This is a genomic window from Bradyrhizobium sp. 134 (assembly GCF_023074155.1).
GTDB lineage: Bacteria > Pseudomonadota > Alphaproteobacteria > Rhizobiales > Xanthobacteraceae > Bradyrhizobium.
This window is the reverse complement of record NZ_JADPKX010000069.1, coordinates 260,801-274,795: the sequence shown is the minus strand read 5'-3', so window position 1 is coordinate 274,795 and position 13,995 is coordinate 260,801. Positions and strand designations below refer to the sequence as shown.

At 63.9% G+C, this 13,995-nt stretch carries 14 protein-coding genes; 4 read left to right on the top strand and 10 right to left on the bottom strand.

Annotation, left to right across the window (positions count from 1 at the left end; genetic code table 11):
• The first annotated feature begins 145 nt into the window (after window positions 1-145).
• Window positions 146-2,335, top strand: coding sequence for a lytic transglycosylase domain-containing protein (locus IVA75_RS26440; RefSeq protein ID WP_247289688.1), 2,190 nt, complete (start codon window positions 146-148; stop codon window positions 2,333-2,335).
• A 91-nt stretch (window positions 2,336-2,426) separates the two neighbouring features.
• Here the strand turns inward: IVA75_RS26440 and IVA75_RS26435 are convergent, their stop codons facing one another.
• Genes IVA75_RS26435 through IVA75_RS26425 form a run of 3 tightly spaced genes read right to left on the bottom strand, consistent with a single transcriptional unit; the run spans window position 2,427 to window position 3,280 of the window.
• On the bottom strand, window positions 2,427-2,726 hold the full coding sequence (locus IVA75_RS26435; RefSeq protein WP_247289687.1) for a hypothetical protein: 300 nt from the start codon (window positions 2,724-2,726) through the stop codon (window positions 2,427-2,429).
• Window positions 2,727-2,783: 57 nt separating this feature from the next.
• Window positions 2,784-2,972 carry a hypothetical protein gene (locus IVA75_RS26430; RefSeq protein WP_247289685.1) on the bottom strand — a complete coding sequence of 63 codons (189 nt, stop codon included), beginning with the start codon at window positions 2,970-2,972 and terminating at the stop codon, window positions 2,784-2,786.
• Window positions 2,969-3,280: a hypothetical protein gene (locus IVA75_RS26425; protein ID WP_247289683.1), complete on the bottom strand. Its 312-nt coding sequence runs from the start codon at window positions 3,278-3,280 to the stop codon at window positions 2,969-2,971. The genes IVA75_RS26430 and IVA75_RS26425 overlap by 4 nt, the downstream gene beginning before the upstream one ends.
• Window positions 3,281-4,089: 809 nt before the next feature.
• Here IVA75_RS26425 and IVA75_RS26420 point away from each other — a divergent pair.
• The 3 genes from IVA75_RS26420 to IVA75_RS26410 all read left to right on the top strand — a co-directional run bounded on the left by IVA75_RS26420 (window position 4,090) and on the right by IVA75_RS26410 (window position 7,665).
• Entirely contained in the window at window positions 4,090-6,525 is a 2,436-nt protein-coding gene (locus IVA75_RS26420) for a PAS domain S-box protein (protein ID WP_247289680.1), read from the top strand.
• Window positions 6,522-7,193, top strand: a complete 672-nt coding sequence (locus tag IVA75_RS26415) for a response regulator transcription factor (protein WP_247289678.1) — start codon at window positions 6,522-6,524, stop codon at window positions 7,191-7,193. The genes IVA75_RS26420 and IVA75_RS26415 overlap by 4 nt, the downstream gene beginning before the upstream one ends.
• Before the next feature lie 85 nt (window positions 7,194-7,278).
• Window positions 7,279-7,665: a response regulator gene (locus IVA75_RS26410; RefSeq protein ID WP_247289676.1), complete on the top strand. Its 387-nt coding sequence runs from the start codon at window positions 7,279-7,281 to the stop codon at window positions 7,663-7,665.
• A gap of 31 nt (window positions 7,666-7,696) precedes the next feature.
• On the opposite strand, the gene IVA75_RS26405 is transcribed toward IVA75_RS26410, so the two are convergent.
• The 7 genes from IVA75_RS26405 to IVA75_RS26375 form a co-directional block, all read right to left on the bottom strand.
• On the bottom strand, window positions 7,697-8,665 hold the full coding sequence (locus IVA75_RS26405) for a tripartite tricarboxylate transporter substrate binding protein BugD (RefSeq protein WP_247289674.1): 969 nt from the start codon (window positions 8,663-8,665) through the stop codon (window positions 7,697-7,699).
• An 86-nt stretch (window positions 8,666-8,751) separates the two neighbouring features.
• Window positions 8,752-9,993: a threonine synthase gene (locus IVA75_RS26400; protein ID WP_027567101.1), complete on the bottom strand. Its 1,242-nt coding sequence runs from the start codon at window positions 9,991-9,993 to the stop codon at window positions 8,752-8,754.
• Between the two features lie 145 nt (window positions 9,994-10,138).
• Window positions 10,139-11,560 (bottom strand): dihydrolipoyl dehydrogenase, encoded by a 1,422-nt coding sequence (gene lpdA, locus IVA75_RS26395; RefSeq protein WP_247289672.1) that lies wholly within the window; start codon window positions 11,558-11,560, stop codon window positions 10,139-10,141.
• 18 nt (window positions 11,561-11,578) lie between these two features.
• Window positions 11,579-11,806, bottom strand: coding sequence for a hypothetical protein (locus IVA75_RS26390; protein WP_247289670.1), 228 nt, complete (start codon window positions 11,804-11,806; stop codon window positions 11,579-11,581).
• A gap of 20 nt (window positions 11,807-11,826) precedes the next feature.
• A complete protein-coding gene (locus tag IVA75_RS26385) occupies window positions 11,827-13,176 on the bottom strand; it encodes a pyruvate dehydrogenase complex dihydrolipoamide acetyltransferase (RefSeq protein ID WP_247289668.1) in 1,350 nt (449 codons plus the stop codon).
• 59 nt (window positions 13,177-13,235) lie between these two features.
• On the bottom strand, window positions 13,236-13,688 hold the full coding sequence (locus tag IVA75_RS26380) for a nucleoside deaminase (RefSeq protein WP_247289666.1): 453 nt from the start codon (window positions 13,686-13,688) through the stop codon (window positions 13,236-13,238).
• Between the two features lie 2 nt (window positions 13,689-13,690).
• Window positions 13,691-13,993: a DUF5076 domain-containing protein gene (locus tag IVA75_RS26375; protein WP_007590623.1), complete on the bottom strand. Its 303-nt coding sequence runs from the start codon at window positions 13,991-13,993 to the stop codon at window positions 13,691-13,693.
• Window positions 13,994-13,995 lie beyond the last annotated feature (2 nt).

Below are 13,995 nucleotides of genomic sequence, written 5' to 3'. Positions count from 1 at the left end.
CGCTCCATCCGTATTTCGCCGCATTGTTGGAACAGCTTGAGGATGCGAAACGACGTCGTGTCACCATTTTTGACGCCGTTTTGATTCTCGAGCCGCATCTCGTCGCGGACTTTGGTTTGTACTGGTTTCGCAGGGGGAGCACGGAATGAACCAGTGCCTACGCTCGCTCGCGTGTGTCGTTGCCGTGGCCGCTTTGGCCTTCATCCCTACAGATCTGGCAGCGAAGAGCAGTCACAAATCGTCCGCGCCGAAAAAAACGCATGAGGCGAAAGCCGGCAAGCAGCGCCATGCCTCCGCCGGCAAGGCGCGGCACGGCAAGCATGCCGAGGCCAAGCGCAAGTCGAAGAAGCAGGACGACGCCCCCTCAGACAAGGCGGCAGCCCCGCCGCTGACCGGCGATCTCGCCGCGTTGAAGGATGCCATCGATCTCGCGCGGAAGGGCAAGACCGAGGACGCGGGCGCGGCGCGCGACCGCATTGCCGACCCAGCCGGGCAGAAGCTCGCCGACTGGTTCATGCTGCGCCATTCCGAAAGCACGGCGAATTTCAAGCGCTACGCCGCCTTCCTCGCCGCCAATCCGGACTGGCCGAGCAGCGCGCTGCTCCGCCGCCGTGCCGAGGCGCGGCTGTGGCAGGAGAAGGCCGACGCGGCGACCGTGCACAAATTCACGATGGACCGGCCGACCAGCGCCAAGGGCAAGTTCGCACTCGCCCGCGTGCTGATGACCGAGGGCGACAGCGACAGGGCCGCGCGTCTGGTGCGCAATGCCTGGCGCACGGACGAATTGTCCGAACGCAGCGAGGAAGATTCCTACGAAGCGTTTCGCGATCTCCTGACCAGTGAGGATCATCGTGCCCGCATGGACAAGCGCCTCGGCGCCAAGGACTATGCGGGGGCGCGGCGCGCAGCCAAGCGGCTCGGCGAGGATGCGCTCGCGATCGTCAAGGCCTGCTCCGCGGTCACCGGCAAGGCCAACAAGGCCAAGGATTACCTCGATGACGTCTCAGCCGAGGCGCGCCGTGACCTCGGCTATGTGCTGTGCCGCGCGCAATGGCATCTCCAGAATGACCGCATCGACGACGCGGCCGAGGTGATCCTGGCCGCCGCGCCCGATACGATGGCGGCGCAAGACACCGACGCCTGGTGGCGCGAGCGCCGCCTGCTCGCGCGAAAACTGCTCGACCAGGGCAAGTTCAAAACCGCCTATGACGTGGTGCGCTCGGCGGCCGTGCCCGCGATGGAGGTCTATCGCGTCGACTATCACTTCATGTGCGGCTGGATCGCGCTGCGCTATCTCGACGATCCCAAGGCGGCGATGACGCACTTCGCCGCGATCGACGAAGGCTCGGCCAACCCGATCGCGCTGTCGCGCGCGCATTATTGGCGCGGCCGCGCGGCCGAGGCGATGACCGCAACCGCCGATGCGCGCCTGAGCTATCAGGCAGCGGCGCGCTATCCGACCGCCTATTACGGCCAGCTCGCCCGCGCCAGGCTCGGCCTCGACCGCATCGAGCTGCGCGCGCCCTCGCTTGTGCTGGCAGCAGTCGACGCGCCGCCCGCGGACGAGCGCGTACGCGCCGCCGACATGCTCTACGGCGTCGGTGAGCGCGACATGGTGTTTTACTACGCCGAGGATTTCGCCAAGGAGAGCACCGACGTGGCGGCACTCGAAGCGCTCGGCGAGCTCGCCGGCCGGCGCAACGATGCGCGCGTGATGCTGGAGGTCGGCAAGTCGGCGCTGGCGCGCGGGCTCGCGCTCGATCACTACGCCTTCCCGACCATCGGCATCCCTGAACATAAGCAGGTTGCGCCCGCGATCGAGCCCAGCGTGATCTATTCGGTGGCACGCACCGAAAGCTCGTTCGACCAGCGCGACAAATCGGCCGCCAATGCAGTCGGGCTGATGCAGGTGACGCCGGAAGCGGGCCGCGACACCGCAAAGCGCTTCGGCCTGACCTACGACTGGGATAAAATGGTCTCCGATCCCGTCTACAACACGCAGATGGGCGCGGCCGAGCTCAGCGCGCTGATGTCGGAATACCGCGGCAACCAGATCATGACCTTCGCCGGCTACAATGCCGGCCGGGGCCGCGTGCGCGAATGGGTGCAGGCGCGCGGCGACCCCAGGGATCCCAAGGTCGATCCGGTCGACTGGGTCGAGCGCATCCCGCTGTCGGAGACGCGCAACTACGTCCAGCGCGTGATCGAGAACGTGCTGGTCTACCGCGCGAGGTTTGAGGCCAGCAGCGTCGTCGCGGTGAAGTCCGAGCAGCGCGTTACGACGCCGAACGTGGGCGCGATGCCGACGGCATCGGCCGCAGCCGCCGCGCCCTAGCTTCGCGACGCCGGGGCTGGACGCGGCGTGAAGCTGGATGCAGTGACTGCGACCGACCTCTCTGCGCGGGTCCGCATCGTTTGGCGAGCCGTCACCTCCTTCCGTGGTCAGAGGGTTCGTACGCGCGCAGAAATGCTTCCGTCAGCGAGCGCGAGAGCGCGCCCGTCGGCAGTATCCAGTTCCAGCTCGACACCGTGATCGCCTCGAGCGAACCGCGGTAAGGCCAGAGCATTTCCACCGTCGTTTGCTGATATCGACGGTAGCAATCATAGTCGCAGTACCGCCGCTCAGCGCGCACATGGCGGACGTAACTCGCGCCCAGCGGCTGGGCGCACGCGCTGCAGGTATCGCCGCAGCGAGGCCCTTCCTGATTGACGAGCATGAATCTCATCGTCATGTCCTCTCACCCTGACGGCAGATCCACCGCCGGTTTCGCTCTCCTGCCCGTTCAGGACGCCGCTCGCGTGCGTCCCTCGATCAACGGCGCAGCTTCGCCATGAAGCGCGTAGCACTCGTAGCCGCAGTAGGGCAGCAGCGTCTTCGCTTCGCGAAGATAGCCGCTGCTGATCTCCTCGCAGCACCAGAGGCAGAACGTTTTGCGGAAAGGGGTCCTGCCGTTCACCAGTATGAACCTCATGTGGCGCCTCCGAGCGCAAAGCAGTAGACCGTGTCGACGAGAGAGGCGGACGGCGGCGGCGCGCAAAGATGGTTGCGGCCGTCGGGATTATCCCTGTTTCGCTCGACCTTCTGAGGTGGAATGAGGATGTATTTCCCGTCTTCCCGGCGCAGCGCGTAGATGCTTTCCTCGACTCGCCGTATCTCCGTCGGGTAGCAGTCGGCGTTGCTGCAGCAAGTCAGCACCGGATTGTCCGGCATGTGCCAACTCGAATAGAACTGGCTCGTGCAGCAGCAGATCCCGAGGCGGATGACTACGATGTGCGCCATCCTGTCCGGCCTCGTCCGCCTCCGCTCCCGTCATCAACGAAAGCGGCAGCGTGATCGCCAAGAGGAGCTTGCAACAACGGTTCAACGCGCAGCCTCCCGATACAGAATTGCCGAACGCAGCGGATCCGGTGACTAGTGCTTACGCCGCCTGAGACCGAAACAGCCATCGGCGATCGCGTTCGCGGCGCGCCCTGAAGCGATCGAGACATTTCCGGGAGCAAAGCGGCGCTCGCCAGGAATAATACCGGACGAGGCCGAACTTCCCGCTGCAGACGGCGCAGCTTTTTGCGGCGGAAGGGCGCTCGGAGTGTTCGGGCTTATCGCACATGATCCTCTCCTCCTGGCCTCTGATGGGCGCCTCTGGCGGTCGAGGATCCCCACGGGCGCTGATGCACAATCATAACGTTCGTCAACGAAATGCGGCTTCTCAATCGTGACCAGCCAGATCATCGGCAAGTCAGCGCCGGCGGAGGCGAAGCTGGCCTCTTGAGTGCACGACGCCGCGCTACTCGAGTGTTCATGCGTCGCGATCGACACCACTGGATTGCCGGTGAGACTAGTCCCCATGTGACGGGCCGCTCAATTGTACGGAGGTAAATGCAGCGTATGACTAGGATTGCGCGACCTATACATAGGTTTGTCCGGTGATTTACCGGAGTTTCGTCCGCTCGCAACGAGACGGCGCAACGCTGGCAAGCTGCACGGAGCCCGCGAACTTTCGATGCGGAATCCTGCTTTGATCAGGGAATTGCCCCTGCTGTCGCAAAGTGCTCTACTCGCCCTGCCCCACGCGGGCCGGGACGCTTGCGATGATGCCTGGCCAGATCGCAAAACTAGGGAACTCGGCCGCGCAATTCCTGCTCGGCGGCCTTGCGGCGCTTCGATCTCTCGGCAATGCGGCGAAAGACGAGTCCGCGACTGGAGAAGGCTGGCGGCAGGACAATGCCGACCTGCGCGACGCCGTGAAGCAATGGCGACAAGTGTTCGAGCACAATCCGGTCATGTATTTCATGGTCGATCCGGCCGGAACGGTGCTCAACGTGAATACATTTGGCGCCGCGCAACTGGGCTACACGGCGGCCGAGTTGACCGGCCAATCTGTGCTGAACGTCTTTTTCGAAGAGGACCGCGATTTCGTCCGTCGCTGTGTCGGGCTGTGCCTGGAAACCGTGGACCAGTCGCACACCTGGGAGATTCGCAAGATCCGGAAGGACGGCTCGGTCCTCTGGGTCCGTGAGAACGCCAAGGCCATGCGGCGCGGCGACGGCACGCCGATCGTGCTGGTCGCCTGCGAAAACATCACCCAGCGCAAGGAGGCGGAGGATGCGCTGCGGCAGAGCGAGGCCTACCTTGCCCAAGCGCAGGAGTTGAGCCGCACCGGCAGCTTCGGCCTGAGCCTGGCAACCCGCGAGGCCGTCTGGTCCAGGGAGACCTTTCGCATCTTCCAGGGTGACCCGCAGGTCAAACCGACGCTCGATTTTGTTTTCCAGCGCATCCATCCGGAAGATCGCAATGCGGTCAGCAAGACCCTTGATCGGGCCTTCCGTGACGTCGGCGATTTCGACCATGAATATCGCCTGCTGATGCCCGATGGATCCATCAAATATCTCCATTCCGTGGCACTCGCGGTGAGACATGGATCCGGCCACATCGAGTTTGTCGGAGCGGTCACTGACGTCACTACGGCAAAGGAAACCGAACAGCGACTGCGTCGCAGCGAAGCCTATCTGGCCGAAGCCCAGCGCCTCAGCCACACGAGCAGCTGGGCCTGGGACGTGCGCCGTCAGGAATTCGCTTACCGATCGGCCGAACTCTATCGCCTGTTCGGATTCAACCCGGACCAGATTGATCTGTCGGCGCAGGCTTTCCAACAACGGATCCTCGCCGAAGACTTTAAGCGGATCGTCGATGTGGAACGTCAGGCAATCCGGCAAAAGCAGCCTTTCGAAGTTGATTTTCGGATTGTGCGTCCGGACGGTTCGGTACGACACGTCCATACGGAGGGGCATCCCGTCGTCGGCGGGGACGGCGATGTGACGGAGATCATCGGCACCCACGTCGATGTCACCGAGCAGTTTGCCGCAAGACAAGCGCTGCAAAAAGCCTTTGACGAGCTCAAGCTGTCCGAGCAGCGATTTCGCGACTATGCCGAAACCGCCTCGGACTGGTTTTGGGAGAGCGGGCCGGACCACCGTATCACACGGATTTCGGAACATGCCGACACGGCCGGTCCCGTGCCCACGGGCGTGATCGGCCTCGCCCGTTGGGACATTCCGCCCGACGCCGAGCTCGAGCCAGAGAAGTGGGAGCGGCATCGCGCGACGCTCGATGCCCACCTTCCGTTTCGCGACCTGGTCTACCGAAGCAAGGATCGCAACGGATCTCCGATCTACGTGCGCACCAGCGGCAAGCCCTTGCACGACGCGAACGGCAACTTTCTCGGCTATCGTGGGGTCAGCAGCGACGTGACGGCGGCCATCCGCGCCGAGCAGGCCGAGGAAGCACTGCGCAAGGCGCAAGCCGAGCTTGCTCACGTTACGCGCGTCACGATGCTCGGCGAACTCACGGCCTCGATCGCCCACGAGATCAATCAGCCCTTGGCCGCCGTGATCTCCAATGCGGATGCCTGCATCGGATGGCTCGACCGCGAACCGGCCGACCTGAATGCCGCGCGCCGTTCCGTGGAATGGATCGTCGAGGACGCCAATCGCGCCAGCGAGGTGATCCGCCGGATCAGAGCGCTTGCGAAAAAGACCGAGATCGAGATGGCTCCGGTCGACATGAACCAGCTCGTCAGGGAGACCGTGGCGCTCGTCCGGCGCGAGCTTGCCACCCATGCCGTGTCGGTGCGAATGGAGCTGGCGTCCGCTCTGCCCAGAGTCTGCGGCGACCGGATCCAGCTCCAGCAGGTGCTGATCAACCTGGTCATAAACGGGATCGAAGCTATGCACGCCAATGTGGAACGCCCGCGCGAGCTTGCGATCCGCTCCAGCCAGGTGAGCGAGCACGGCGAAGGTCGCATGCTCCTGACCGTGACAGATCGCGGGGTCGGGCTTGGCAACAGCGCGACGGAGCGCATCTTCACACCTTTCTTCACGACAAAGCCGAGCGGCCTGGGGATGGGACTGTCGATCTGCCGATCGATCATCGAGGCTCATGCGGGCCGGCTCTCGGCCCTCCCCAATGACGGAAGCGGAGCAACATTCCAGATTGCCCTGCCCTTGGCGATCGAGGACACGTCGTGACCGACATTCCCAAGGCGGCGACGGTGCAGACGAGTTCCGACGATCCGATCGTCTTGATCGTCGACGACGATCCATCGATGCGCCGTGCGCTCACCAACCTCTTTCAATCCGTCGGTCTCAAGGTCGAGGCTTTCGGCTCCGCGGCGGAGATCATGGAAGCCAAGCCACCGGCGGTCCCCAGCTGCCTTGTGCTCGACATCCGCCTGCCGGGCTCAAGCGGCTTTGACCTGCAGTCGGACCTAGCGAAGGCGAACATTCACACGCCCATTATCTTCATCACCGGTCATGGTGATATTCCGATGACCGTCAGGGCCATGAAGAGCGGCGCGATCGATTTTCTGACCAAGCCGGTGCGCGACCAGGACATGCTGGATGCGGTGCGGGCCGCGATCGAACGGGATCGCAAGCGACGCAATGCAGAGGAGTCGGTCGCGGGAGTGCGGTCCCGCTTCGAGGGTTTGAGCGCGCGCCAGCGCGACATCCTCACTCTGGTGGCATCCGGCCTGATGAACAAGCAGGTCGCTGCCGAGCTTGGATTGGCCGAGATTACCGTCAAGATCTATCGTGGGCAGATCATGCGGAAAATGGGCGCCAAGTCGTTGGCCGATCTCGTCAGAATGGTGGAGGCGCTCGGAATCTCACGCCCGGGCGGAAAGATGCAAACCTAAGTATGCTTTTCAAGCTCGCTCCAAGGGCTCACTTTCGCCAAGTGCGGCACCGTGATCGGCGGCTCCCCGATCAGGAGCGATCATCTTGTCAATCCCGTTGGCCATTTCCGTCATTGACGATGATCGATCAGTCCGCCTTGCGACCAATAATCTGCTGACGTCGCGGGGATACACGGTCAACATCTTTCGCTCCGCTGACGAATTTCTTCAATCGGCCGAACTGAAGACGACGTCCTGCGTGATCGCGGATGTGCAGATGTCGTTGATGGGCGGCCTTGAGCTCTTGACGCACATGCGCAGCCTTGGTCACCACACGCCCTTCATCTTCATGACGGCTTTTCCCGACGATGCCGTGCGCGACCGCGCGCTGAAAGCGGGCGCTATCTGCTTTCTCGCGAAGCCGTTCTCCACGCCCGCTCTGCTTGAATGTCTGCGGATGGCCCTGTCCGGCTCCGATCAAACCGAGACATGATACGCCGGCGCCGAGCCCTGCGACACGGCGCTCAATCCACCTTGATGTTCGCCGCCTTGATCATCGGCCACCACTTCGCGATCTCAGCCTTCTGGCGGGTGCCGAGGGCCTCGGGCGTGAGCTGATTCTGGGGTGTCATCTCAAGCCCCTGGCTTTCGAGCTGCTTCTTCACGCCGGGATCGTTGAGCGCTTCCACAGCTGCGGCGTTGAGCTTGGCAACGATCTGCTTCGGCGTACCCTTGGGCACCCACATCCCGGACCACAGCGTCATGTTGAAACCCTTCAGGCCCGCCTCCTCCGCCGTCGGGATGTCGGGCGCCGAGGACAGGCGCTTGTCGTCGGTGATGGCGTAGGCGCGAATGGTGCCGGCGCGGACCTGGTTGATGGAGTTCGAGGTCTGGTCGACGATGACGTCGATCTGGCCGGCGATCAGATCGTTCAGGGCGGGCGCGGTGCCGCGATACGGCACGTATTGCAGCTTGATGCCGGAGACGCTCTCGAAATAGACGCCGGCGATGTGGCTGCCCGAGCCCGCGCCCGCGGTGCCGGCGGTCGGCGGCGACGGCCGCGACTTCAGCCAGTCCAGCAGCTCCTTCAGCGAGGTTGCGGGCACCGCGTTCTTGCTGACGACGATCATCGGATTGCTCGGCAGCAGCACCACCGGCTCCAGGTCCGCGACCAAGTCGTAGTTGAGCTTGTAGACGGCGCCGTTGGCAACGTGGGTGCCGAGATGGCCGAATGAGATCGTGTAGCCGTCGGGGGCCGAATGCACGGCACGGCCGACGCCGATCGAGCCGCCCGCGCCAGTGACGTTCTCGATCACCAGCGGTTGCCCAAGCGATGTCCGCATCCGCTCGGCGAGCACACGCGCCATCGCATCCGACGGCCCGCCCGCCGCGAAGGGGACGATGATGGTGATGGGACGTGAAGGATAGTCGTCGGCGCGCGCGGCGCCTGCAACAGCGAGAATAGCAATCAGCGCAGCCCAGGCGGCCTTCATTGTCTTCTCCCAACGATGTCATTGTTGTTTTTGTCTCTTCCCGCGTACGGGAAGAGGGATCGTTCGTGAAGAGACGAAATGCCGCGCTAGAACTGCGAATAGTCGATCGGCTTGTGGCGATCGAGCGTGCGGTTGACCGGCGGCAGCGGGTATTTCAGGCCGGTGGCGCAATTGAACAGCATCACGCGGTCACCCTTCGAGACGCGTCCGTCGGCGAGGCTGTCCTTGTAGGCGGCGTAGGTCGCAGCGCCTTCGGGGCACAGCAGCAGCCCCTCCTCGCGCGCGACCTCGTTCAGCGCCGACGAGATCTTGTCGTCGTCGACGGCGATGGCAAAACCCTTGCTCTCGCGCACCGCGCGCAGGATCAGGAAGTCGCCGATCGCCTGCGGCACGCGAATGCCCGACGCGATGGTGTGGGCGTCCTCCCAGCGCGTGGCATGCTCGGTGCCGGCCTCATAGGCGCGCACCATCGGCGCGCAGCCGGAGGCCTGCACCGCAACCATGCGCGGGCGCTTCGAGCCAATGAAGCCGATCTTCTCCAGCTCGTCGAAGGCCTTCCACATCCCGATCAGGCCGGTGCCGCCGCCGGTGGGATAGAAGATCACGTCGGGCACGTCCCAGCCGAGCTGCTCGGCCAGTTCGAGCCCCATCGTCTTCTTGCCTTCGATCCGGTACGGCTCCTTCAAGGTCGAGGTGTCGAACCAGCCGACTTTCGCCTTGCCCTCGCCGACGATCTTGCCGCAATCGTCGATATAGCCGTTGACGCGGTAGACGGTCGCGCCCTGAAGCTCGATCTCGCTGACGTTCACCTCGGGCGTATCGGCCGGACAGAAGATCGTGGTCTTGATGCCGCAGGAGGTGGCATAGGCCGCGAGCGCCGCGCCGGCATTGCCGTTGGTGGGCATCGCCATGTGCTTGATGCCGAGCGCCTTGCCCATCGACACCGCCATCACGAGGCCGCGCGCCTTGAACGAGCCGGTCGGCAGCCGCCCCTCGTCCTTGACGATGATCTCGCCGCCGCCGAGTTTTGCGCCGAGCTTGGGCAGCCGGATCAGCGGAGTCGTGACTTCGCCGAGGGAGACGATGTCCTTGCATTTCCGCACCGGCAAGAGCTCGCGATAGCGCCACATGTCGGCGGGGCGCTGGCTAAGCGCATCCTTGGTCAGCGCTTTCTTCACGCCGGCAAGGTCGTAGCGCACCAGCAAAGGCTTGCCGGCCTTGGAGAGGTTATGGACCTGGTCGGCGGCGTAATGGTCGCCCTCCATCGCGCATTCGAGATGGGTGACGAAGGTCGGGCGTTCGATGGTGAGGTTGTCGTTGTCGTGCATGGGGTGGTTTCCTTCTTGTTTTGCAAACAGATCCCTCCGCTCGTCATTGCGAGCGCAGCGAAGCAATCCAGAATCTTTCCGCGGAGGCAGTCTGGATGGCTTAGCTTCGCTCGCAATGACGGTGTCGGGCGGCGATGCGCGCTCGTCAAATATTCAGCACCCGTCCATACGCATCCAGCACGGCTTCCTTCATCATCTCCGACAGCGTCGGATGCGGGAATACCGTGTGCATCAGCTCCTCTTCCGTCGTCTCCAGGTTCATGGCGACGACGTAGCCCTGGATCAACTCGGTGACCTCTGCGCCGATCATGTGGGCGCCGAGCAGCTGGCCGGTCTTTTTGTCGAAGATCACCTTGACCAACCCCTGGTCCTCGCCGAGGGCGATGGCCTTGCCGTTGCCGACGAAGGGGAAGCGGCCGACGCGGATCTCACGGCCGTTCTCCTTGGCCTTGGCTTCGGTGAGGCCGACGGAGGCGACCTGCGGATTGCAATAGGTGCAGCCTGGGATCAGGTTCTTGTCCATGGCGTGCGGGTGCAGGCCCTTGATCGCCTCGACGCAGATCACGCCTTCGTGCTCGGCCTTGTGAGCCAACATCGGCGGGCCGGCGACGTCGCCGATGGCGTAGATGCCGGGGATGTTGGTCTTGCCGTAGCCGTCGATCACGATGACGCCGCGATCGGTTTTGACGCCGAGCTTTTCGAGACCGAGATTCTCGATGTTGCCGACGACGCCGACGGCCGAGATCACGCGCTCGAACTCGGTCGTCACAGGCTTGCCCTTGCCGTCGTCAATGGTAGCAACGACGCTATCGGCCATCTTCTCGAGCTTGGTCACCTTGGTCGAGGACAGGATCTTGATGCCCTGCTTCTCAAAACGCTTGCGGGCCAGGCCTGCGATCTCGGCGTCCTCAACCGGCAGGATCTGCGGCAGCACTTCAACCACGGTGACGTCAGAACCCATGGTGTGGAAGAAAGACGCGAACTCGATGCCGATCGCGCCGGAGCCGACCACCAGCAGCGATTTCGGCATCCGCTCCGGCACCATCGCTTCGAAATAGGTCCAGATCAGCTTCTTGTCGGGCTCGAGGCCCGGCAGCACGCGCGGCCGCGCGCCGGTCGCGACGATGATGTGCTTGGCCTGATACGTCCCCTCACCCAGCGTGCCCTTTGGGCCCTCGACGTCGGACTTCTTCACGGTGACTTTGCCGGGCGCATCGATCGAGGCCGCACCCCAGATCACGCTGACCTTGTTCTTCTTCATCAGGAAGCCGACGCCGTCGTTCAGCCGCTTCGAGACGCCGCGCGAGCGCTGCACCACCGCCTTCGGATCGAACGAGACGTTGTCCGCCGACAGGCCGTAATCCTTGGCGTGCTGCATGTAGTGGTAGATCTCGGCCGAGCGCAGCAGCGCTTTGGTCGGGATGCAGCCCCAGTTCAGGCAGATGCCGCCGAGATAGGATTTCTCGACGATCGCGACCTTGAAGCCGAGCTGGGCCGCCCGAATCGCGGTGACATAGCCGCCGGGACCGGAGCCGATGATGATGACGTCGAAGGATGTGTCGGCCATGGCGGCTCCCCATTCAACTCAAGAGGCGCCGCGGACGCGGCGCCTGGAAATGATAACCCGGACCAGCCATTCGAGCAGGATCGCGCCGGCCATGATAGCCAGCGCGATCAGAACGACCGCCTGGCCGATGCTCCGTGCCAGCTGCTCGCCGGCAAAGAACGCGGAATGCAGAATATCGAGCCCGACAGGAATGAGTGCAACCACAGCCGAGAGCAACAAGGAGATCCAGGGCCAGCGCGTTCGCATTCACCCGGCGCCTCCCTGGGCTACACCATCATCATGACGGGATTTTCGATCAGCTGCTTGAAGGCGCCGATCAGCTCTGCGCCGAGCGCGCCGTCGATGGCACGGTGATCGCAGGACAGGGTCACGCTCATCATGTTCGCGATCTCGATCTTGCCGCCGCGGACGACCGGCCGCTCCTCGCTGGTGCCGACTGCGAGGATCGTCGCGTGCGGCGGATTGATCACGGCGGTGAAGTGGCTGATGCCGAACATGCCGAGGTTGGAAACGGCCGTGGTGCCGCCCTGGTATTCTTCCGGCTTCAGCTTGCGCGAGCGGGCGCGTGTCGCAAAATCCTTCATCTCGTTGGAGATGGTCGACAGCGTCTTGGTCTCAGCCTTGCGGATGATCGGCGTGATCAGGCCGCCGGGCATCGCCACCGCAACGCCGACGTCGGAATGGTGGTGCTTGACCATGCCGCTTTCGGTCCAGCTCACATTGCAATTCGGGATCTTCTGCAGCGCGACCGCCATCGCCTTGATGACGAAGTCGTTGACCGAGATCTTGTAGAGCGGCTTCTTCTCCTTGTCCTTGGGAGCAGCCGCATTGATCTCCTCGCGCGCGGCGAGCAGCTTGCCGATGTCGCAGTCGATGGTGAGGTAGAAGTGCGGGACGTTCTGGATCGACGCGGTCAGGCGCTGCGCGATCGTGCGGCGCATCCCGTCATGCGGGACGACCTCGTAAGAGCCCGGCTCGAACAGCGACAGGATCTGCTTGTCCGACATGGTCGGCGCGCTCGAGGGCGCGCCTGACGGCGTCGCGGCGGATGCCTTGAGGCCCTTGCCGGACTTGGCCTGCTCGACGTCGCGCGCCACCACGCGGCCGTGCGGACCGGTGCCAGTCACCATCGACACGTCGAGGCCGGATTCTTTGGCGAGACGGCGCGCCAGCGGCGAGGAGAACACGCGGCCGCCATGGCCGTTGCTCTGCACGGCCAGTGCTGCGGCTTGCGGTGCAGGTGCTGCGGCGGGCGCCGGCGCGGCCTTGGGCGCAGCAGCCGCAGGAGCCGCTGCGGCAGCGGGAGCTTCAGCAGCTTTCGGAGGTGCGGTGGAAGCACTGGGCTTGGCGGCACCTGCCGCCTTCACGTCCTCGCCCTCGCCGGCCAGCACCGCGATCACGTCATTGACCGGGACGTCCTGCGTGCCCTCGGGCACGAGGATCCTGGCGATCGTCCCCTCGTCGATGGCCTCGACCTCCATGGTCGCCTTGTCGGTCTCGATCTCGGCGATGACGTCGCCGGATTTGACCTTGTCGCCTTCCTTCTTCAGCCACTTGGCGAGGTTGCCCTTCTCCATCGTCGGCGAAAGAGCGGGCATCAGGATGTTGATGGGCATGCTGACCTCAAGAAGAACTTTGCAAAAACCGTCTCCGGACCGAAGACGGACAGACCAGGTTAGTTGCCGATGTCGCCTTGCCACAGGCGCTCATTGGCAGGAATAGAACGCCAATTTTTCATCATCGTGATGGAGCGGTCGTCGGCAAGGTCGATCCACGGGATGCCGAACTTGTCGAGAATGTCCTTGGAGCCCTCGAAGGTGACGGACTCACCGATGACCACGAGCTTGACCTTGAACAGCGCGAGCGCACCGGCACACATCGCGCATGGCGACAGCGTGGTGTACATGACGGTATCGTGGAACGAAATCGCACCCGCCTCGCGCAGGCAACTCATCTCGCCGTGCAGGATCGGGTTGTTCTCCTGCACGCGATTGTTGTGGCCGCGGGCGATCACATTGTTATCGCGGGTCAGCACGGCGCCGATCGGCAGGCCGCCTTGCGCGATTGAGGCTTCCGCCTCGCGGATCGCCTCCAGCATGAAATCGACATGATAGGATTCGATTGCCACGGTCAGTGCCCCTTCCCGCGCGGCGTCGTGGTGCCGGTGTCGGTAGGACGCTCGATCTCGGCCTGGAACATCTCGATGATCCGGTTCAGCGCGTCCTCCTCGGTGTATTCGCTCTCGCGCGCATAGGCGCGCGCGGCGTGACGGGCGAGATCGACGAGCAGTAGGCCCCACATGTCGGGCTCGTCGAAGGCTCGCTGGAACGCCATCGACAGCCCGCCGTCCAGCACGAACACGCGCAGGATCTCGACAGCATCATCGCGGACGAGGACGTCGGGTGGCAATGGCTGCTCCTTCGGGCCCGCCATGG

Bases quoted from the DNA above. Each gene is read 5' to 3' on its own strand.
- IVA75_RS26420 (WP_247289680.1), top strand. From the start codon at position 4,090: ATGATGCCTGGCCAGATCGCAAAACTAGGGAACTCGGCCGCGCAATTC.
- lpdA (WP_247289672.1), bottom strand. From the start codon at position 11,560: ATGGCCGACACATCCTTCGACGTCATCATCATCGGCTCCGGTCCCGGC.
- IVA75_RS26440 (WP_247289688.1), top strand. From the start codon at position 146: ATGAACCAGTGCCTACGCTCGCTCGCGTGTGTCGTTGCCGTGGCCGCT.
- IVA75_RS26390 (WP_247289670.1), bottom strand. From the start codon at position 11,806: ATGCGAACGCGCTGGCCCTGGATCTCCTTGTTGCTCTCGGCTGTGGTT.
- IVA75_RS26435 (WP_247289687.1), bottom strand. From the start codon at position 2,726: ATGAGATTCATGCTCGTCAATCAGGAAGGGCCTCGCTGCGGCGATACC.
- IVA75_RS26375 (WP_007590623.1), bottom strand. From the start codon at position 13,993: ATGGCGGGCCCGAAGGAGCAGCCATTGCCACCCGACGTCCTCGTCCGC.
- IVA75_RS26425 (WP_247289683.1), bottom strand. From the start codon at position 3,280: ATGGCGCACATCGTAGTCATCCGCCTCGGGATCTGCTGCTGCACGAGC.
- IVA75_RS26405 (WP_247289674.1), bottom strand. From the start codon at position 8,665: ATGAAGGCCGCCTGGGCTGCGCTGATTGCTATTCTCGCTGTTGCAGGC.
- IVA75_RS26385 (WP_247289668.1), bottom strand. From the start codon at position 13,176: ATGCCCATCAACATCCTGATGCCCGCTCTTTCGCCGACGATGGAGAAG.
- IVA75_RS26430 (WP_247289685.1), bottom strand. From the start codon at position 2,972: ATGAGGTTCATACTGGTGAACGGCAGGACCCCTTTCCGCAAAACGTTC.
- IVA75_RS26400 (WP_027567101.1), bottom strand. From the start codon at position 9,993: ATGCACGACAACGACAACCTCACCATCGAACGCCCGACCTTCGTCACC.